The 19,420-nt window shown below is 38.5% G+C and carries 22 protein-coding genes; 15 read left to right on the forward strand and 7 right to left on the reverse strand.

The annotated features are described in order from the left end of the window. Positions 1 to 71: 71 nt before the first annotated feature. From ABC371_RS14615 to ABC371_RS14645, 7 genes are all read left to right on the forward strand, one after another. Entirely contained in the window at positions 72 to 1,112 is a 1,041-nt protein-coding gene (locus ABC371_RS14615; RefSeq protein WP_412897452.1) for a glutathione S-transferase family protein, read from the forward strand. Positions 1,113 to 1,124: 12 nt separating this feature from the next. Then, entirely contained in the window at positions 1,125 to 1,625 is a 501-nt protein-coding gene (locus tag ABC371_RS14620; protein WP_412897453.1) for a GNAT family N-acetyltransferase, read from the forward strand. 205 nt (positions 1,626 to 1,830) lie between these two features. Then, positions 1,831 to 3,093, forward strand: coding sequence for a Y-family DNA polymerase (locus ABC371_RS14625; protein WP_412897454.1), 1,263 nt, complete (start codon positions 1,831 to 1,833; stop codon positions 3,091 to 3,093). Between the two features lie 53 nt (positions 3,094 to 3,146). Next, positions 3,147 to 3,479 (forward strand): YolD-like family protein, encoded by a 333-nt coding sequence (locus ABC371_RS14630; protein WP_412897455.1) that lies wholly within the window; start codon positions 3,147 to 3,149, stop codon positions 3,477 to 3,479. A 66-nt stretch (positions 3,480 to 3,545) separates the two neighbouring features. Further along, positions 3,546 to 4,094 (forward strand): GNAT family N-acetyltransferase, encoded by a 549-nt coding sequence (locus ABC371_RS14635; protein ID WP_412897456.1) that lies wholly within the window; start codon positions 3,546 to 3,548, stop codon positions 4,092 to 4,094. 209 nt (positions 4,095 to 4,303) lie between these two features. Continuing rightward, a complete protein-coding gene (locus ABC371_RS14640) occupies positions 4,304 to 5,221 on the forward strand; it encodes a ketopantoate reductase family protein (RefSeq protein ID WP_412897457.1) in 918 nt (305 codons plus the stop codon). A gap of 137 nt (positions 5,222 to 5,358) precedes the next feature. Further along, complete coding sequence (locus ABC371_RS14645) at positions 5,359 to 6,075, forward strand: dihydropteridine reductase (RefSeq protein WP_412897458.1); 717 nt, start codon at positions 5,359 to 5,361, stop codon at positions 6,073 to 6,075. A gap of 99 nt (positions 6,076 to 6,174) precedes the next feature. On the opposite strand, the gene ABC371_RS14650 is transcribed toward ABC371_RS14645, so the two are convergent. Together ABC371_RS14650 and ABC371_RS14655 are read right to left on the reverse strand one after the other, a co-directional pair. Beyond that, entirely contained in the window at positions 6,175 to 7,968 is a 1,794-nt protein-coding gene (locus ABC371_RS14650) for a dihydroorotate dehydrogenase (RefSeq protein ID WP_412897459.1), read from the reverse strand. A 99-nt stretch (positions 7,969 to 8,067) separates the two neighbouring features. After that, a complete protein-coding gene (locus ABC371_RS14655) occupies positions 8,068 to 8,271 on the reverse strand; it encodes a CDGSH iron-sulfur domain-containing protein (protein WP_116352468.1) in 204 nt (67 codons plus the stop codon). 162 nt (positions 8,272 to 8,433) lie between these two features. On the opposite strand from ABC371_RS14655, the gene ABC371_RS14660 reads away from it, so the two are divergent. Together ABC371_RS14660 and ABC371_RS14665 are read left to right on the forward strand one after the other, a co-directional pair. After that, positions 8,434 to 8,778, forward strand: a complete 345-nt coding sequence (locus ABC371_RS14660) for an iron-sulfur cluster biosynthesis family protein (RefSeq protein WP_412897460.1) — start codon at positions 8,434 to 8,436, stop codon at positions 8,776 to 8,778. Next, the gene (locus ABC371_RS14665; RefSeq protein WP_412897461.1) at positions 8,762 to 9,004 is read left to right on the forward strand and encodes a DUF2552 family protein; all 243 of its coding nucleotides are present in this window, start codon (positions 8,762 to 8,764) and stop codon (positions 9,002 to 9,004) included. Before ABC371_RS14660 ends, ABC371_RS14665 begins: the two co-directional genes overlap by 17 nt. 14 nt (positions 9,005 to 9,018) lie before the next feature. On the opposite strand, the gene ABC371_RS14670 is transcribed toward ABC371_RS14665, so the two are convergent. Continuing rightward, entirely contained in the window at positions 9,019 to 9,927 is a 909-nt protein-coding gene (locus ABC371_RS14670) for an alpha/beta hydrolase (protein WP_412899362.1), read from the reverse strand. A 216-nt stretch (positions 9,928 to 10,143) separates the two neighbouring features. Here ABC371_RS14670 and ABC371_RS14675 point away from each other — a divergent pair, with 216 nt between their 5' ends. After that, entirely contained in the window at positions 10,144 to 13,203 is a 3,060-nt protein-coding gene (locus ABC371_RS14675; RefSeq protein WP_412897462.1) for an efflux RND transporter permease subunit, read from the forward strand. Between the two features lie 47 nt (positions 13,204 to 13,250). Here the strand turns inward: ABC371_RS14675 and ABC371_RS14680 are convergent, their stop codons facing one another. Beyond that, the gene (locus tag ABC371_RS14680; RefSeq protein WP_412897463.1) at positions 13,251 to 13,379 is read right to left on the reverse strand and encodes a hypothetical protein; all 129 of its coding nucleotides are present in this window, start codon (positions 13,377 to 13,379) and stop codon (positions 13,251 to 13,253) included. Between the two features lie 76 nt (positions 13,380 to 13,455). Beyond that, entirely contained in the window at positions 13,456 to 14,349 is an 894-nt protein-coding gene (locus ABC371_RS14685; protein ID WP_412897464.1) for a hydroxymethylglutaryl-CoA lyase, read from the reverse strand. A gap of 165 nt (positions 14,350 to 14,514) precedes the next feature. Here ABC371_RS14685 and ABC371_RS14690 point away from each other — a divergent pair, with 165 nt between their 5' ends. The 4 genes from ABC371_RS14690 to ABC371_RS14705 all read left to right on the forward strand — a co-directional run bounded on the left by ABC371_RS14690 (position 14,515) and on the right by ABC371_RS14705 (position 17,412). After that, positions 14,515 to 15,702, forward strand: a complete 1,188-nt coding sequence (locus ABC371_RS14690; RefSeq protein ID WP_412897465.1) for an acetyl-CoA C-acetyltransferase — start codon at positions 14,515 to 14,517, stop codon at positions 15,700 to 15,702. 12 nt (positions 15,703 to 15,714) lie between these two features. Then, positions 15,715 to 16,404 carry a CoA transferase subunit A gene (locus ABC371_RS14695; protein WP_412897466.1) on the forward strand — a complete coding sequence of 230 codons (690 nt, stop codon included), beginning with the start codon at positions 15,715 to 15,717 and terminating at the stop codon, positions 16,402 to 16,404. Positions 16,405 to 16,418: 14 nt separating this feature from the next. Further along, positions 16,419 to 17,075, forward strand: coding sequence for a CoA transferase subunit B (locus ABC371_RS14700; RefSeq protein ID WP_412897467.1), 657 nt, complete (start codon positions 16,419 to 16,421; stop codon positions 17,073 to 17,075). Positions 17,076 to 17,163: 88 nt separating this feature from the next. Further along, positions 17,164 to 17,412 (forward strand): YqkE family protein, encoded by a 249-nt coding sequence (locus tag ABC371_RS14705; protein WP_136377855.1) that lies wholly within the window; start codon positions 17,164 to 17,166, stop codon positions 17,410 to 17,412. 196 nt (positions 17,413 to 17,608) lie between these two features. Here ABC371_RS14705 and ABC371_RS14710 read toward each other — a convergent pair whose 3' ends face one another. Continuing rightward, entirely contained in the window at positions 17,609 to 18,532 is a 924-nt protein-coding gene (locus tag ABC371_RS14710) for an aldo/keto reductase (RefSeq protein WP_412897468.1), read from the reverse strand. Between the two features lie 100 nt (positions 18,533 to 18,632). After that, complete coding sequence (mciZ, locus tag ABC371_RS14715; RefSeq protein WP_412897469.1) at positions 18,633 to 18,776, reverse strand: Z-ring formation inhibitor MciZ; 144 nt, start codon at positions 18,774 to 18,776, stop codon at positions 18,633 to 18,635. A gap of 91 nt (positions 18,777 to 18,867) precedes the next feature. Here mciZ and ABC371_RS14720 point away from each other — a divergent pair, with 91 nt between their 5' ends. Next, a complete protein-coding gene (locus ABC371_RS14720) occupies positions 18,868 to 19,419 on the forward strand; it encodes an NUDIX hydrolase (protein WP_412897470.1) in 552 nt (183 codons plus the stop codon). The last annotated feature ends 1 nt before the right edge of the window (position 19,420 follow it).

Here is a 19,420-nt window from a genome sequence, read left to right on the forward strand (position 1 = left end):
AATGAGTAAACTACATTAAACGCATTGAGTTACTGCGCATTAAAGAGAAGGAACATGAGGGAGAGAATGATATGTCACAAAATGATCAGACAATAAGCTGTAAGATTCCCACAGAAGCAAACAATACTTCAACCAATAAGCCTGCAGAAATAAAAGCGGATGGTTCGTTTAATCGTCAAACAAATCGCTTTACAACTCCTTTTGGAAACCAGCCAGACGAGCTACCCGTTGAGTCTGGACGCTACCGTTTGCTATGGTCTGCTGCATGCCCATGGGCACACCGCTCTGTAATCGTTCGCAAAGTGCTGGGATTAGAAAGTGCAATTAGCCTAGGAACAGTAAGTCCACTTCGACCTAGAATTGAGCGTGTAGATTGGGAATTTTCCTTAGATGAAAATGGAGTGGATCCTGTTCTTAATGTTCAGTATGTGAGTGAGGTTTATAAGAATGCGGACCCTGATTATACAGGTAGACCAACTGTACCAGTCATGGTTGATCTTGAAACCAAAAAAGCGATTAACAATGACTATTTTAAGCTTACCAACTATTTTGAAACCGTTTGGACTCCTTTTCATAAGGAAAACGCTCCTGATTTATATCCGAGTAGCTTGCGCGAAGAAATTGATGCATTAAATGACGTTATTTTTCATGATATCAACAATGGTGTGTATAAATGTGGATTTGCTCGTTCTCAGGAAGCCTATGAACAATCCTATGATCGATTGTTTGCTAGATTAGATGAATTAGAGGAACGTTTATCCAAGCATCGTTTCTTATTTGGGGACTTTATTACGGATTCTGATGTACGCTTATATACGACATTGGTGCGCTTTGATGCTGCTTATTATTCTGCATTTCGAACAAACCGAAATTTAATCCGTGAATTTAAAAATTTATGGGGATATGCTCGTGACTTATACCAGACTCCTGGTTTTGGTGAAACGACTGATTTTGCTGCGATTAAGCGACATTATCACCTATCCATCACCATTGATCCCGCAAAAGGAGACGTGAATATTCTTCCTAAAGGACCAGACGAATCGGTATGGCGTTCTGAACATAACCGTGATCAGTTAAGTGGAAAAAAAGAAAAGTTCTTGATTCAAGGGTAGGTGAAATCAGTAATGAAAATTCGTGATGCAAAACAGGAAGAATTGGAATTTATTCGAGAGCAACGAGTTGCTGCTTATCATGAGCATTCAACGGTAATTCCAGCTGCTCATTGGCTAGCTCTTAAGCAGGGAATTTCATCTGAAGCTGATCGCCTCCATGGTTCTGAGCTTATTGTCTGTGAACTCGATGGGGAAATTGTCGGAAGCGTAGTCTTATTTCCCGCTAATACAGATGCATATGAAGGTCAGTTAGAAGAACTGGAATATCCTGAAATACGGATGTTAGCAGTGAGTCCTGAGGCTCGTGGAAAAGGCGTCGCTTCAGCCCTAATTACCGAGTGCATACAGCGTTCTCGAGCAAAAAATCATCAATTTATCGGATTACATACTGGTGAATTCATGAAACAGGCGATTAAGCTCTATACAAAACACGGCTTTGAGCGTTTGCCACACTACGATTTTGAGCCAGCCAATGATGGAATTATTGTTAAAGCTTTTCGCTTATCTATATAATCCTCAAAAAACCAATTCGCAATCTAGGCGTTTTGGTTTTTTCTTTTGTTCCGAGTCATTCAGTTAGGCAGTTACGTATTTGTACAGAACTTCTTTTAAGCTGTTATGTAGGTTCTGCTTTAAATTTCCATTGAAATCGAACGTATATTCTCCTATTATTAGGAATAGAATACGAACGTATATTCTTTTTTGGAGATGATGTTAGATGGTGGATTATAGTCAGTTGCCCGTTCAAAAAATTTTATGCGTGGATATAAAAAGCTTTTATGCGAGCTGTGCAGCAGTATTGTTAGGGCTTGATCCACTCGAGTGCTATTTGGCGGTTGTTGGAGATACAGAGCGCCCGGGAAGTGTTGTGCTTGCAGCTTCACCAAAGCTAAAACAGGAATTTGGGATAAAAACGGGATCAAGACTTTTTGAAATACCCAAGGACCCTCGAATTAAAATAGTAAATCCCAAAATGGCAACTTATTTACGAATTTCAACGGAAATTACCAGACTTTTTAACCGGTACGTACCAAAAGATGCCATCCATGTATATAGCGTCGATGAAAGCTTTATAAAAATTGATGGAACTGAAAAGTTATGGGGCGATGCGACAACAATTGCCCGTAAAATCAAGCAAGAGATTGAAACTGAATACGGGCTAACCTGTGCCATTGGGATTGGTCCTAATATGCTGATGGCAAAGCTATGCTTAGATTTAGATGCAAAGAAAAAAGGAATTGCAGAATGGACCTATGATGATATTCCCGAAAAACTATGGCCCGTGTCGCCCCTACGAGAAATGTGGGGAATTGGGAGAAGGGTAGAGCGAACCTTAAATGGGATGGGAATTACAACCGTTGGCCAGCTTGCCCACTATCCGCTTGAATTACTTGAGAAAAAATTTGGAGTGATGGGAAATCAGCTTTATTATCATGCCTGGGGTGTCGATTTATCAGAAATTGGTGCCCCTATTATGCAGGGGCAGGTAAGCTTTGGAAAAAGCCAAATCCTCTTGCGTGATTACCCAGACCCAGAAGAAGTGAAGCACGTCATTCTTGAAATGTGTGAAGAGGTAGCAAGGCGGGCACGTCGACATAAAAAGGCAGGAAGAACAATTAGTCTTGGGATTCATTATAGCCAAGATGAGTTTGGCGGGGGATTTTATAGGTCGAAAACAATTGAAACTCCGACAAATATTACGATGGAAATGTATCGTGTCTGTCTTGAATTATTTGAAAAATTTTATGCTCAAAAAACGGTTCGCAAAATTTCAATTGCACTTTCCAATATTGAGGATGACAGACAAATGCAATTGGATTTGTTTTATCTTAATCGAGTCAAGCAGCATAAGCTTGGATACGTAATGGATGGCATCCGTGGTAAATACGGTTCAGACGCAATCCTACGTGCAGTTTCCTATACAAATGCCGGAACATCAAGACATCGTAGTAAGCTCGTTGGCGGACACAAGGCAGAGTAGAGCGTCTCAAGGGGTTAGGTGCTAGAGATAGACGTAAGAAAGAAGGTAATAAGATGATACGGGACCGCGGAACGATAAAATGGACAGCAATGATGCTGCCAGAACATGTGAGATTGCTTAGAGATTGGGCAGAAGAAGATACGTATGAGCAAAAGCCAGAACTAGATGAGCAACAAATCGAAGAGATGAACAGTGTTCTTTATCAGGCGATGGAGGAGGGGAGAGAGTTGGTTATCACGCATTATGAAGCCAAACATCACAAACTCCTTCTTGGCACTATTCATCATTACGATAACTTACAAAATAGATTGCATATCATTGATAAATTCGGGGAAGTCCATTACATCCCTATAAATTCATTAGTCGATCTACGATTTTCAGACTAATTTTAGAAGGATTTTTAGACAAAGGATAGAAGTTAATATGGTAAAAGAATAGAATGGGGAAAAAATATGTTTGTATACCAAATTGACGAGGAACTGTCCTTGAAATTAACAGAGGTAAGCGATGCCGAGCGAATTTTTGAATTAACAGATCAGTCAAGAGCGTACTTACGAGAATGGCTACCATGGCTTGATATGACAACAAAGGTAGAGGACACAAAAGCATATATCGAATCGTGCAGGAAAAGCTATGCAGACAATAAAGGATTGCATACCGTTATTGTCTATAAAAACGAAATCGTGGGTGTCGCAAGCTTCAACTCAATCGATTGGGGCAATAAAATAGCCTACATCGGCTACTGGCTTGGTCAGCAATACCAAGGAAACGGAGTCATGACAAGGGTAGCGAAGGCATTAACTGATTATGCTTTTACCCATTTAAAGCTAAATCGAGTGGAAATCCGGGCAGCGGTCGAAAATCATAAGAGCAGATCGATTCCAGAAAGATTAGGCTTTGTGAATGAAGGTATGGTTCGGCAAACCGAATGGCTCTACGATCACTATGTGGACCATGTTGTATATGGAATGCTCGCAAAGGATTGGAAGACTGAAAAATAAGAAACGAGCTCCGAGTATCGTTGTACCATATTCGTGTACAAAATATAAATGGTGTAAGAAAAGAGACATCAAATTTCGACGATTTGGATGTCTCTTTTTTGTTGTTATCACCAGCTAAAAGGCCCCAAAACAATAATAGAGAGATTTAAGAAAATATTGAAAAATATGTTACTATAATAGTAATACATAGAAAAGGTTGGAGATTTACTATGGAGATTAAAACAGTCTCAATTATTGGACTTGGTGCATTAGGTATATTATTCGGAAATCAGCTTGCGAAAAGATTGCCGAAAGAAAATGTTAGAATCATTGCTGATGAAAATCGTGTAAAACGATATAAAAAAGATGGAGTATATTGTAATGGCGAACACTGCGATTTTCATTATGTCACACCAGATGAACGATGCGAGCCAGCAGATTTAATTATTTTTGCAGTTAAAATTAATGGACTACAGGATGCCATAAGATCAGTAAGAAATCACGTAGATGAAAATACTGTCTTTATATCCGCGTTAAATGGCATCACGAGTGAAGCGATTATTGGTGAAGAGTATGGTGTGGATAAAGTGCTTTATTGTGTTGCTCAAGGGATGGATGCAGTTAAGGTAGGAAATCAACTGACGTATGACCATATGGGAATGCTTGTGATCGGAGACAAGAAACCAGGAATTGTTTCGGAAAAGACAAAAGCGGTTGCTGCCTTTTTCGAGAAATATGGTGTTCCGTATGAAGTTGATCAAAATATGCCAAAAAGACTTTGGGGCAAATTTATGCTAAATGTTGGTGTAAACCAAACAGTCGCAGTTTATAAAAGCAATTATAATGAAGTTCAAAAAGATGGTCCTGCAAGGGATATGATGATTGCTGCTATGAAAGAAGTAATCGAGCTTTCAGAAAAAGAAGGTGTGAATTTAACGGAAGAAGATTTAAATTATTGGTTGCAGGTTTTAAGTGCATTAGGTCCAACAGGAAAACCATCGATGGCTCAAGATGTCGATGCACGCCGTTATAGTGAAGTCGATTTGTTTAGTGGGACTGTCTTAGAGTTTGGCAGGAAACATGATGTTCAAACCCCGGTGAATCAGGAATTGTTCGACCGAGTAAGAGCGATTGAAAGTGAATACTAGAAAATTATTCATATTTTAGTAGGTAAACCATTAATGAATAAATTATCTGAAATAATCAATTTTATTAATTGAGAATTGTTATCACTGGTTGTATACTAGTAGTAACAAATCTATACATGGGGTAAGGAGAAAATACAATGCAAATATACTGGACAAAAATAAATAAGATTATTGAGGAAACCCCTGAGGTTAAAACATACCTGCTCGACTGTCCAAAAGAATTTACATGGGAAGAAGGTTCCCACACTCACTTCGCACTTGAAGGGTTCAATGCTGGAGATAAACCAAATAAGAGTTTGGTACGCCATATGTCTATCTCTACTTTACCGCATGAAAATGCAATCGGTATCACAACACGCATCAAAGAGCAGTGCTCTGAGTTTAAATCGATTTTAAGAAATCTGAAAGTCGGTAATGAGGTTGCAATCTTTAAAACTCATTCAAACGTACCACTTAAAAGGGAAGACAAAAATGTTTACCTATTGTCATCAGGAGTCGGCCTGGCAACTTTCAGACCACTTGTACTTGAATATTTCGAACGTGCTGACAACGTCAATCAAATTCATTCCCTGAACATCGATTCATCAAAAGATTTCTTGTTCACTAATATTTTTAAATCTGCACCTGACAAGAAGTTCACAGCACAATTCGTCGATAACCGTAAAGATTACTATGAAGAAATGAAAAATCTTGCTTCAGACAAGGATGGACTCTTCTATGTTGTTGGTAGCGACGATTTCCTTAAGCAGAACATTGAAGTATTGCGTGAGCAGGGCATCAAGCCAGAACAGATTGTACTCGATAAGCGTGAACAACAGCTGCCTAAGTTTTTATCATTTGATTTGACACTTTAATACTTTTTCTAGGTAAATACTATATTGATTTTCCATTAACAATTACAAGCGTTAAACAAGGCAGTCATTGAAAGTGGCCGCCTTGTTTTTTTATCTCATCTAAATATCTTTCCCCAAATGAAAAAATCGGTACGTCATAGTAAGTCCAATAAAAAATAAGCATAGTGCGAAATAAGCGGGAAGAAGATGAATAAAGGTCGTATATCCGATTGCAAAATGAATCCAAATTCCTGCAAAAAAAGCGGGTAGTCCACCTATTAGCAAAGTCCGCCAAACCCATTTATTCCCCTGCTGAAATCCCCAAAGAGAAATAGTTAGCACTAAAAATCCAACACTCAGAAGGGCACTTCCAAAGCCCGCGCGGTCATGAGCAATGACTGAAATCAATTTATCATTAAATAAATCCAACATTTCAGGCGGCATACAAATATATAAAATATCAGTAGGAACAAACACATTCGTAATCCCAATAAATGAAATCACAATACCGCCTAACACAAATGAAAATCCAAGGGTGATAAACGCTAGTTGTCCAATTAAACTATATTTCCAAACCCGGTGATTACGAGTGTTAAGCGATGTTGGCGTCCCCTTCATATGTCTCGTATTAATAAAACCAGTTAAATAGATTGGGAGTAAAATGAGCCAAAAAATAAGGTGAAGCCAATCGAAATATCCGTATCCAATGAATAAGAATATTCCTAAGAAACCAAGGATGGCTGCAAGATCGATCGTCTGCTTGGTCCAGAGAATCTGCTTTCGAACTCCGAAACGTGCCAATGCCATATAGACGATACCACCAGAAATCATTGTCCCAGCAAGTGTCATCCGATCATGAGCCATAAAATAGAGAATCCGTTCATTAAACAGGAGGATTTCTTCTCTTTGCATTCCAAGAAATTGTTCATCGTAAGGAAGAATAATAGTTGTCAAACTAAAAAGAACAGCAATTAATCCACCAATAAAGATGGATAAACCAAATAGCCAATACCATATCCACGCTGAATGTAGCGGAGGATGTGGCTGAAGCTGGTGTAAAAGAGCTTCAGTAGTTCTTTTTGTAAGACCAGGTCCTGAAAAAACATAACCTTCTGAAAGTAGCACAAGGCCAGCCCCTGCATCAAAAAGTGCAAGAGCATGGGCTGGTTCAAAAACACCGCCAACTGTGATGATGGGAAGCGTAAACCCACTTTTTCTTAAATAATGAATAGAATCTAGTAGTTCCCTCATATAATGATCCTTTGCCATTTCCAAAGGTTCATCAATGACGATACCAGAACAAGTAGACTGAATCTGATCAAATGAAAGATTTTTGATCTCATAAATTGGAACAGAAAGATAAACAGGACGGTCTGTAGTCCACAGAATATTTGGAGTAGAAGTTACAAACGCCGCAACATATGGATCTAATTTCGTAATCAAATCCTGTTGTTCTTTACTTGTTCCAGCCAACCTTGCCCAGACAGGCTGTTTTGGCTTCCACTTTTTAAGCTTTTGAACCGTTTGCTCAACTCCGATTGATTCATAGTTTGTAGAAAAGTCGATTTGCTGTTTTTGCCAATCCACAATTGGAAGAGAAGGGTCCTTTGTCGGCACTTTTGTTACCGGACCAATTTCAATAAAACCAAATCCAAGATTTGAAAAAGCGTTTGAACCAGTTAAAAGCGGATCTATTTTTCCAGAAAGTCCAATAGGATTTGGATAGGTTACGCCATGAATTTCCTTTTTTACCAGTTCAGAAGATTCCTCTCTACCAAGAAAATGAATGAAATGCTTTCCTCCAGGAATGGAGGCAACCAGATTCATTCCCCGGTGAATAAATTCCCGGGATTGATAGGGAGATAGCCGAGATAAAATAGGTTTAAAGAGTCCATGATATGACCAATCAGGCATGTTTTGTCCTCCATGAAAGGCTTTTACTCGTATTGTATCATAAGAGATAGTCCATATAACGAAAAAACCGAATGCGTCGTGCATTCGGTGCATTAAGGATTATTCTTTTGGAGCGCGTACGACTGATTCGAAGTGACCTTTATGAGAACCGTCGCAAAATGGTTTATTGTTAGATCTTCCACATCTGCATAATGAGAAGGTTTGTTTTGTTGGAAACGTATTCCCTTCCGCGTCAATCAAATCAACATCACCTGTAATCCTTAATGACCCATTATCATTTACTTTGATGGTAACCTTCGACATCTCCGAAATCCCCCTTTAAAATAATCATATTACTATTGATAATAAACCAGCATTTACCAAATTTCAAATGGCTTGGAATAGTGTACAGACATTGTAATGATATGTAGAAGAAGACAAGATATGTTAGAATAGACGTAATATGAAAGAAAAAGGAGAACAAAAATGAACGTTACATTTACAGAACGGGCGATTGAAAAACTAAACACACAAATTAAAAATAAAAATAAAAAATTGAAACTAAAATATGAAACAGAAGGATGCGGCTGTGTGGTGAGTGGGGTAACGGCATTGCGGCTGGTAGACTCTGGAGACGATGACGACCTAACGCTTGAAACAAATTATCAACCATTGTTGGTAGAAAAATCTAAAATGGTGTTCTTAGATGAAAATATGACAGTGGATTTTCTTGAACAGGCAAATTGCTATATGTTAAAGAGCCCAAATGAGATCTTAAATCCACGTTTACGGCTAGTAGAAGTGAGTGATGTACATGAGTTCCAAGCTTAAAACAATTCGTAATATTGCAGAAGATAAAACATGGGTTTCCTTTCTACATGACAACCATCCATATAGCCTCTTACACTGGTCAATTGCAGGGGCAAACCATGATCAAAAGGATGTTTGGTTGCTTCAGGATGAGGTGACTTTTGAGGTTCAGGAATTTGAAACAATAGAACTTGCATTAGCTTGGATAGATGAGAACTTAACAGACATTACAGATGTACTTGGATAAGGGACTGAAATGAATCAGTCCCTTACATATTTGTCTAGAAAATCGTCAATCACTTTTTCATAGGCTTCCTTGTTATCAGCAAAAGAATAGGCGTGTTTGCCTTTTTCAGCAATCAACATCTGCTTGGGTCCTTCCTTCATTTTATATAGCTCCATTGTCATTTCAGGTAAAATATAATCATCCTTCGCACTGTGGATAAATAAAACTGGCTTTTTGATATTTTGAATCACGGAAACAGGAGAAACATCCTTGATGCTATATCCATCGCGAAGCTTTAAAAAGACATTGGCAAAAGGAAGAACAAGCGGGGCGGGAACTTTATAATCAACCTTTAACAAATATTTCAGCTGTGCTTCAAAATCGGAAAACGGGCAGTCCACAATATAAAAATTTGCTCCGTCTTCAATCATTCCGGCATATAGTAAAGTCGTTACTGCCCCCATCGATTCCCCGTGAATACCAATCGTACTGTCATCCCCAAATTTCTCTTTTACCCAAGAAACGACCGATTCAAGATCGAATTTTTCATAATGCCCGTAGCTTGTTGTCTTTCCCCCTGTTTCTCCATGGCGACGATGATCATACAAAAGGACATTCCAGTCACGCTCTAAGAAAAGCTTCATGTATTTAATGGAGTTTAGTTTATTTTGAGTTACACCGTGGGAGATGATAATAATGCGTTTTTTATCTGTTCCTTTTACAAGCCAGCCTTTAATCATGTATCCAAACCTTGATTGAATGGATACATCCTCCTTCTTTAAAGACTCAACCTCATCTAATGTAAGGCGCCCCTCACGAGTTTCGCGTTCAAGAATTTCATCATCGGTTTTTTTCTTCATAAACATAACAATGTTTGTAAAAATCATTCCAATTGTGGTCATATAGCCGATGAGAATTCCAAGCGATATTAATATCTTTTTCATTCTTTTCATAAAAAACGCTCCTTCTAAAAAGTCCGATTGAAAATGTTAGCTTCTTTTATTATATCTTTTTTGAAACGATTCTCCATAATTTTCCTACGCCTTAGGTCTTAGGTAAAGATATATCTCCGGCTCATTATGCCACTTCCAATAAGCCGATATGATTAATTTATACAGTAATACTAAATTTTACCTATTGGAAGAAAGAGGAGATGAACTGTGAAATTATTGAAATTTATTGTACAACGGAAGATCTTAATTACCTTAATGATTTTCCTAGTAACCGTATTAGGAGGCTATTCTTTATTAAAAGTAGACAAAGAGCTCATGCCCCCTGTAAAACTAGACGGAGCGTTTGTTGAGATTTACGCAGGAGAAACGGCAGCAATTGAAGTAGAAAGAACGATAACCACGCCCATTGAACAACGCATTTTAGCAATAGATGGTGTTGAGGGTGTTCAGTCTACTACAAATATTGGAAGGACCACGTTGGATCTTACATTTGAGACGGGGCGAGGCGAAGAGATTTATAAAGAAGTAGAGTCTGTTATTGCATCTGCCAAATCAGAGTATCCTAATATCACCGATATTGCATCAGGTCAGTATGGTGGAAGTCAAAGCTACGAATTTTTTATGGATGTATCTGGTGGCAACATGGAGGATATGTCTACATTTGCAAAAGACATTTTAGAGCCAAGATTAGAAGCGTTACCTGAGGTGAGAGATGTCTTACTTACAGGGATCATGGAGCAAGAAGTTGCCATTAAAATAGACCGTGAAAAATTACAACAACATAATCTTGAAGTTTCCCAAGTGGTCGCAGCGGTTCAACAGTCCGAGGGTGAAGCGACTTTAGGAGAATTACAAAATGATAAGGGTTCACCTTCCTTGAGATGGAGTTCCAAGATAGAGAGTGTTAAAGATGTCGAAAATATTTCACTACCAAAGCAAAATGGATCGATTTTATTAAAAGATGTTGCTACTATCACAATCCAGCCCATAGAGAATAATTCATATGTTTGGAAAAATGGTTCTCAGGACTTTATTCTAGTACAAATTGGGCGTGTATCGAATGTCACGCAAATTGAGATGGCAAAAGCAATACGTGCGGAAGTGAAAAAAATTCAAAGTGAAGGTCTTGTAAACAACTTTTCATTAAACGAGGTAGTTGCCCAAGCAGATTATGTTAGTGAATCCATTGATGGGGTTAAAGACAATATTTTGATTGGTGGAGTCATTGCGATTGCTATATTATTACTGTTTTTACGTAATATTAGAGCAACCTTTATAATAGGTCTATCGATTCCATCTTCTGTTCTATTAACCTTTACAGCGATGTGGTTATTTGATTATAGCTTTAATATGCTAACCCTACTTGGACTTGGCTTAGGAATAGGTATGATGGTGGATTCCTCTATTGTCATCCTAGAAGCCATATATAAGAAGAAGGAACTTGGATTTGGTAGGTTTGAATCTGTTATCGAAGGGACTAAGGAAGTAGCTTCGGCAGTCATTGCGTCTATGCTGACAACCATCGTTGTTTTCCTACCAATTGGTTTAATAGGTGGTGAAATGGGTGAATTTGTCATTATGCTGTCCGCTGTTGTGGCAATTACCTTAATAAGTTCCGTTTTAATATCTTTCACATTAATTCCGTCTCTGTCAGATGTATTTTTAAAGCTAAGAAAACCATCTAAATTGAAAAAAGACTCGATTTTTATGAAAGGCTACCGCAATGTGATTGCATGGGTGATTAAAAAGAAAAGAAATAGCCTTGTCATCATAACATTGTTTGTTTTGATGTTAGTTGGTTCTCTATTTCTTGTAACGAAAATACCGATGACAATCATGCCTGATATGTTAAATCGCTACGCAGAACTTGGCGTAGACTTAGAACCAGGATTATCAGTGGAAGAAAAACAGAGTGTAGTAAACGAAATAAACCAGAGACTGCAAAATGTAAAAGATGTTGAAACAAATTATGTAATGGATAATGGAAGCATGCTTTACATTATTATTAATATGACCAAGGGCGATCATATTACGGTAGAACAAAAGGAAGTAAATGAAAAAATACTAGATACTTTACGAAATATGCAGGAAGATCAACCCGTCTTGAGTGTTCAAAGTGCAATGGCTGGCGGGGGAGGGTTTCCTGTCAAAGTAAATATTAAAGGAGATAGTTTTGAGCAGCTTCAAATGATTTCAAACAAATTTGCAGATGAGCTTCAAAATATAGATGGGATTTCAGCAATCACAAATTCAGTTGAAAGAACCTCTGAAGAGCAAATCGTTTTATTAAAAGAAAAAGAAATGGAAGAAGAGGGCTTATTGCCTTCACAAATTAAACAATTTATTGAAGCTTCCTTTATTCAAATGCCGGTCGGTTCGATGCGGAATGATGATGAAACAATACCTTTGCAGCTAAGTTGGACGAAAATACCTGATACAAAAACGGATTTACTTGATATGAAATTACCGGTTAATGGTGTAGATATGCCACTTTCTAGATTTATTGAACTTGAAACTATTCAAACACCAAATGAAATCATTCATTCTGATGGAGAAAGACTTGTGACGATTTCCGCTGATATAAAGGAACGTGATCTCGGTGCAGTAAATCGAGATATTCAGAAAATGATTGATGAATTTGAGATGCCAACAGGCTATACTCTATCAGCAGGTGGGGATTTAGAGCAGCAACAGGAGCTAATGACGGATATGATATTTGTTTTTGCGATTTCAATCTTCCTTGTTTATATGGTTATGGCTGTTCAATTTAACCATTTTGGGCATCCATTGCTTGTAATGTCCGTTATTCCGATTACAATCATTGGGGTTATTTTAGGATTGTTTATTACCCAGATGGAATTAAATCTCATGTCGGGAATGGGTATTATCATGCTTGTGGGAATTGTTTTAAACAATGCAATATTGCTTATAGACCGAACAAATCAGCTCCGAAAAGAAGGATTTACGATTGAGGAAGCACTGATCAGAGCAGGTAATGATCGGATTCGCCCAATATTTATGACGACTTTAACAACAGTTGGCGGTATGCTTCCGCTTGCGCTTGAATCTGGAGCCTCAGGGAATTATCAGGCGCCGATGGCAACTGTTATCATTTCAGGGTTGTCGTTTGCAACGCTTATTACATTATTGTTAATTCCTGCTGTTTACCGATTGTTCTCATTCTCTCGAATACCGGAAACTCGTAGAGCAAGAAATAAATTAAAAGCAAGAGCAACAGCAAAAGTAGAAACAGCACCGAAAATCTAAACAAATCCCCTGGTGTAGGTCACCATTGACTTAACCAGGGGATTTTTTCATTGCTTTGAATTTTGACGGTTTGTAGGGTGAATGGCTCTTTCCATTTCTTCAGCAGCCATCGTGTTGTTTGTCGTGTCAGCATTCGGTTTTCCTTTTTGAGCACGACCTTTGTCTCGTTTTGCCAATGGTAACAACTCCATTTCCTAAGGGGATATTTCAAAATTTCATAGATAGGATGTGGAGTTACAAAACGAATTATTCTTATTTTGCTTTTGTCAGCCGGTAAAATTTACTTTCAATCGGTCTTGTCAGGTGAGGATTTATGACATCAACAGCCTCCACGAGCTTTGAAAGATTGATTCCTGTGGAAATACCCATTTCTTCAAGCATATACACTACATCCTCAGTAGCAACATTACCAGTTGCACCAGGTGCAAACGGGCAACCACCTAAGCCACCAGCAGAGGTATCAAAACGGTTTATTCCGGCTTGAAGAGCTGCTAACACATTTGCAAGCGCCATGCCGCGGGTGTCATGAAAATGTGCAGTTAACATGGTAGTTGGTAGTTCCTTTTTTAATATTGAAAAAAGGAAGAAAACCTCTTTTGGATTTGCCTTTCCAATTGTATCGGCGACACTTAATTCATCTACCCCATATTGTACAAAAGTTGAGCATAGCTTTAATACAGCTTCTTCATCTACTTTTCCTTCGAACGGACAGTAAAAAGAAGTAGAAATACATGCACGTACAAAATATCCCTTTTCCTTTAGTTCCTGAATAAGAGGTTTAAGTTCCTCCATACTTTCACTAGTCGTTTTATTGATATTTTTTTTGTTGAAACTATCACTAACCCCAACAAAAACAGCAACCGCTTTACAATTTGATTCATACAGTCTTTCAATTCCTTTGCGATTCGGAGCCAAAACAAGATTCCGAGTACCATCCTCAAAAGACGAGATAATTTCTTCAGCATCCTTCATCTGAGGAACCCATTTTGGTGAAACAAATGAGGTAAGCTCCATTTCTTGAAGGCCGGCCATTTTTAACTTTTTTATAAAATCAATCTTTGCATCTGTTGGGATTATACTCTTTTCATTTTGTAGCCCATCCCTTGGTCCGACTTCAATAATCGTGACATGCTTAGGTAATTGCATGAACAACCCTCCAGCAAATATAGTCTTATTTCTTATTCTAGTGGAGCCCTTTTCTAAAAATCAAGAATAATAGAAATTTAGACAAAATAAGAGGTATTTCGAAAAAAGCATTGAAATATATATGATATTGAATACATAAAGTTTGAACGTAAAGGAGATGTTGAAATGAGTAATGAGGTAGTGGTTGTAAGCGCTGTCAGAACGGCAATTGGTAGTTTTGGAGGGAGTTTGCAGTCTGTTTCAGCTCCGGAACTAGGTGCTGTCGTAATTAAAGCGGCTATAGAAAAAGCTGGGGTGGACCCAAAGCTTGTGGATGAAGTAATTATGGGCAATGTTTTGCAGGCGGGTTTAGGACAAAATCCTGCAAGACAGGCAGCGATTAATGCAGGTCTGCTACAGGAAACTCCAGCGATGACAATAAATAAGGTATGTGGCTCAGGATTAAAAGCTGTTCACTTAGCCACGCAGGCAATTATAGCTGGTGATGCAGACGTAATTGTGGCGGGTGGAATGGAAAATATGAGCCAGGCTCCTTATCTTTTAAAGGGTGCGCGAAATGGATTTAAAATGGGCGACCAAAAGATGATTGATAGCATGATTTCCGATGGGTTATGGTGTGCATTTAATGATTATCATATGGGGATTACAGCCGAAAATTTATGCGATAAATATGAGATTACGAGGGAAGAACAGGATCGTTTTTCAGCCCGTAGCCAGGAGAGGGCAATAGCGGCCATTGAAGCAGGTAAATTTCAGGAAGAAATTGTGCCAGTTGTCATTCCACAACGAAAAAAAGAAAGTATTGTCTTTGATACCGATGAGTACCCTAAAGCAGGCACAACTGTTGAGAAGCTTGGAAGCTTACGACCAGCATTTAAGAAGGATGGGTCTGTTACTGCAGGTAATGCCTCTGGAATAAATGATGGAGCTGCTGCATTTGTCATTATGAGTAAAAAGAAAGCTGATGAGCTTGGTATTAAGGGCTTAGTTACCATAAAAGCGAATGGGAATGCTGGAGTAGACCCAAGTATTATGGGGATTGGTCCTGTCGCAGCTGTACAAAAGGCAATGAAAAAATGCGGTTTAAGTATTAGTGATATGAATTTAATTGAGGCAAATGAAGCCTTTGCAGCGCAGTCTATTGCAGTAGACCGAGAGCTTCATTTTAACCATGATATTTTAAATGTGAATGGTGGTGCAATTGCCTTAGGTCATCCAATCGGAGCAAGTGGAGCAAGAATTCTAGTTACTCTTATTCATGAGCTAAAACGTCGTGATGATCGTTACGGATTAGCGACTTTATGTATTGGCGGCGGTCAAGGTGTAGCGACAATTGTTGAAAATATTGAATAGTGGGGTGTGCAAATGAAACCAATATATTCCTCTTTTCAGGAAGCGGTTAAGGAAATCAAAGACGGTTCCACGATTATGGTGGGTGGATTTGGCTTATGTGGTATCCCAGAGAATTTAATTATCGCATTGGCTGAATCTGGGGTGAAGGATCTGACCGTTATTTCAAATAACTGTGGTGTTGATGATTGGGGACTTGGTTTACTTTTACAGAACAAACAAATTTCTAAAATGATCGGTTCATATGTTGGGGAAAACAAGGAATTTGAACGACAAGCCTTGTCAGGTGAACTTGAGGTTGAACTTGTTCCTCAAGGGACATTGGCTGAAAAAATTAGAGCAGGTGGAGCTGGGATTCCAGCGTTTTATACACCTGCAGGAGTCGGAACCCCAATTGCTGAAGGAAAAGAAACCCGTGTATTCAATGGAAAGGTATATGTGTTAGAAGAAGCATTCGTGGCTGATTTTAGTTTAGTTCGGGCTGAAAGGGCTGATAAAATGGGGAACTTAATCTATAACAAGACGGCCCGTAATTTTAACCCGATGATTGCGGCTGCAGGAAAGGTCACGATTGCGGAAGTTGAACAACTCTATGAAATTGGTGATCTTGACCCAAATATGATTCATACACCGAGTATCTATGTCCAAGGATTAATCGTAGGCGAACAAAAGAAGCGAATTGAACGATTGACATTATCTAAGTAAGAGGGGTGAAGGCGATGACAAACACGCGTGAAAAGATTGCAAAAAGGGCTGAAAAGGAAATTGAAAGTGGCTTTTATGTAAATCTTGGAATTGGAATGCCAACCCTTGTTGCAAATTATATATCTACTAATAAACAAGTTGTTCTCCAATCCGAGAATGGGTTGCTTGGAATTGGTCCATATCCATCTGAAGCAAATGTTGACCCAGATTTAATCAATGCCGGAAAAGAGACGGTTACCGCGATTCCGGGTGCAGCTTATTTTGACAGTGCGGAATCATTCGCAATGATCCGCGGTGGACATATCAATATTGCAATCCTTGGTGGAATGGAAGTTTCAGAGAAGGGTGACCTTGCGAATTGGATGATTCCAGGAAAAATGATAAAGGGAATGGGCGGGGCAATGGACCTTGTTCACGGGGCTAGAAAAATCATTGTGATTATGGATCATGTCAATAAAAAAGGAGAAGCAAAAATTTTAACAAAATGTACCCTACCTTTAACCGGAAAGGGAGTCGTAAATCGAATCATCACCGATCGTGCTGTCATCGATGTGACCGGGAACGGTTTAAAATTAGTAGAGGTGGCAAAAGGATATACGGTAGAAGATATTATAGCTTCTACTGAGCCAAAGCTACTGATCGATAATGATGTCGTGCTCGATGCTTACTAAAGGATACCTCGGCGAATAACCTACCATGCGGTTATTCGCTTTTTTTGCTATAATAGTAGTCAAACGGTTGATGTATGGAGGGAATACTATGGCTAAGAAGAAGCAAAAGCCATCTGTTAAAAAGCAAAAGGATGAGAAATTAAGCCTTGGAGACTTACTGAATGACGATATTGTTTCGAAGTTAAAAAATACACAACAACAGTTAAAGGAAGAAGCCCAGAAGAAACAAGAAGAAGAGCTTGAAAGACAAAGAGAGGAAAGAAGACAACGAGAAAAAAACAAGTCATTTGAAGAGCTATTCAACGAGAGTAACCTTAAATGGTCCGATTACAAATAATGTCAAAACCCCACAGGCTCTGTGGGGTTTCTTGTCTTAAAAATCTAATTGATTTTAACAATTTTTAGTGGCGCAACTTAAATACGGTTCTTAATTTTTATTTACCGTTTTTAAATCGATAATACGGTTTTTAATTCAAAAACACTGTTTATAAACTGTATTTACTGTTTTTAATTATGTAACTGGTTTGCGTGGATCACCTATGTTGCTCATATACAGAAGCTTTCGTGAGTTCTCTAATTTTTCGTACCTGTTTATCTGTTAAAGGCTTCGCATTTGCAGCTTCCACATTTTTTTCAATTTGACGGGTTGAACTTGCACCGGTCACGACAGAAGCAACAACATCCTCATATAAGCAATATTGGAGTGCGATTTCCGTTAATGGTTTATGACCTGCCACATCTGATTTTATGGTAGAAATCACAGACTCAAGCTCTTCAAAAGAATAATCAAGGTATCCATTTTGTTTTATACTTTGACTTGCATCCTCAACAGGTCGATTGGTGAGTAAGCCTTTGGCTACGGGGCCACGTGCAACGACACTGACATCATGTTCTTTTAAAAAGGAAAGCATCTGCTCCTCAGGGCGTCGGTCGAGAATACTGTATTGCATCATCACGCTTACGACGGAAGATTTTTTCACAAATTCCCGGATCACATTTGGACGGATAGAAGAGATTCCATAATAGCGAATAACACCTTCTTCTTTTAATTCCTCGAACGCTTCAATTGTTTCATCGATATGATCTTCAATGGTCCCACCATGGAGTTGGTATAGGTCGATATAATCGGTTTGGAGACGTCTGAGACTGTCCTTGACAGCGGACTTTATGTATTTTTTTGATGGGTCCCAGGACCATCCTTCCTTTCCGCTTTCAAAACGGTTTCCAACTTTAGTCGCTAAAATAATATCTTGTCTTTTTGATTTTAGAGCTTTACCAACGAATTCTTCATTTAGACCTTGACCATATAAATCAGCCGTATCTAAATAATTGATTCCCAAATCTAAAGCAGCATCAATGATCTGTAGGGCTTTTTTTTCTTCCGTACCAATGGACATACAGCCAAGTCCTAGTTTACTTATATATAAGTCAGAAGCCCCAATCCTTCTTTTGTCCATAATGATCCCCTCCCGAATTTTTTATTCCTCTGACACCTAGACATATTTTATCCTTTTGATGTCTGAATCACAAATGATTTGAAAGGGGAGTCACTCACGTTCATTTTTTCTCCTTTTCCATTTTTTCCTGATTTATCCACTCCTGGACAGTTTGAAAGGAACGACTATATTCTTTCAGTTTGGCACGTATTTCCCAAGCCTTGCCGACAAGCGCCACCCGATTTTCACCAATCACAATTTTCATTGCAAACCTCCTTAGGGGTTATAAAAAGTGAAAAGAACTATGCTAAAATGTATGAAGTATATACATTTAGTAGAACAAGGAGCTGTCTATAATGGATCATTTACGAGAAAAGACAATTAGTAGGGAAGTTCTTTTTGAAGGAAAGGTTATAGATTTACATATTGAAGAGGTAGAGTTACCGAATGGACATACGAGTAGACGAGAACTTATTAAACATCCTGGAGCTGTAGCTATACTAGCTATAACTGATGATCGCAAGCTCGTAATGGTACAACAGTATCGAAAAGCATTAGAGAAGATAATTGTTGAGATTCCAGCTGGTAAGCTAGAAAAAGGAGAAGCCCCAGAAGTAACCGCAAAGCGAGAATTGGAGGAAGAAACTGGTTATGGTTGTGAAACATTGACGCCGCTTATTTCTTTTTATACTTCTCCAGGCTTTGCAGATGAATTAGTCCATCTTTTTATTGCAAAAGGTTTAAAAAAGATTGAGAATCCAGCAGGCTTGGATGAGGATGAATTTGTCGATGTGCTCGAGGTTACATTAGAGGAAGCTGTTGATTTTATAAAAGAGAAGAAAATTTATGATGCAAAAACGGCTTATGCAGTTCAGTATTTACAATTGCAACAAGCATTAGGAGAATAGG

The organism is Bacillus jepli (assembly GCF_047238305.1).
Classification (GTDB): Bacteria; Bacillota; Bacilli; order Bacillales; family Bacillaceae_L; genus Ferdinandcohnia.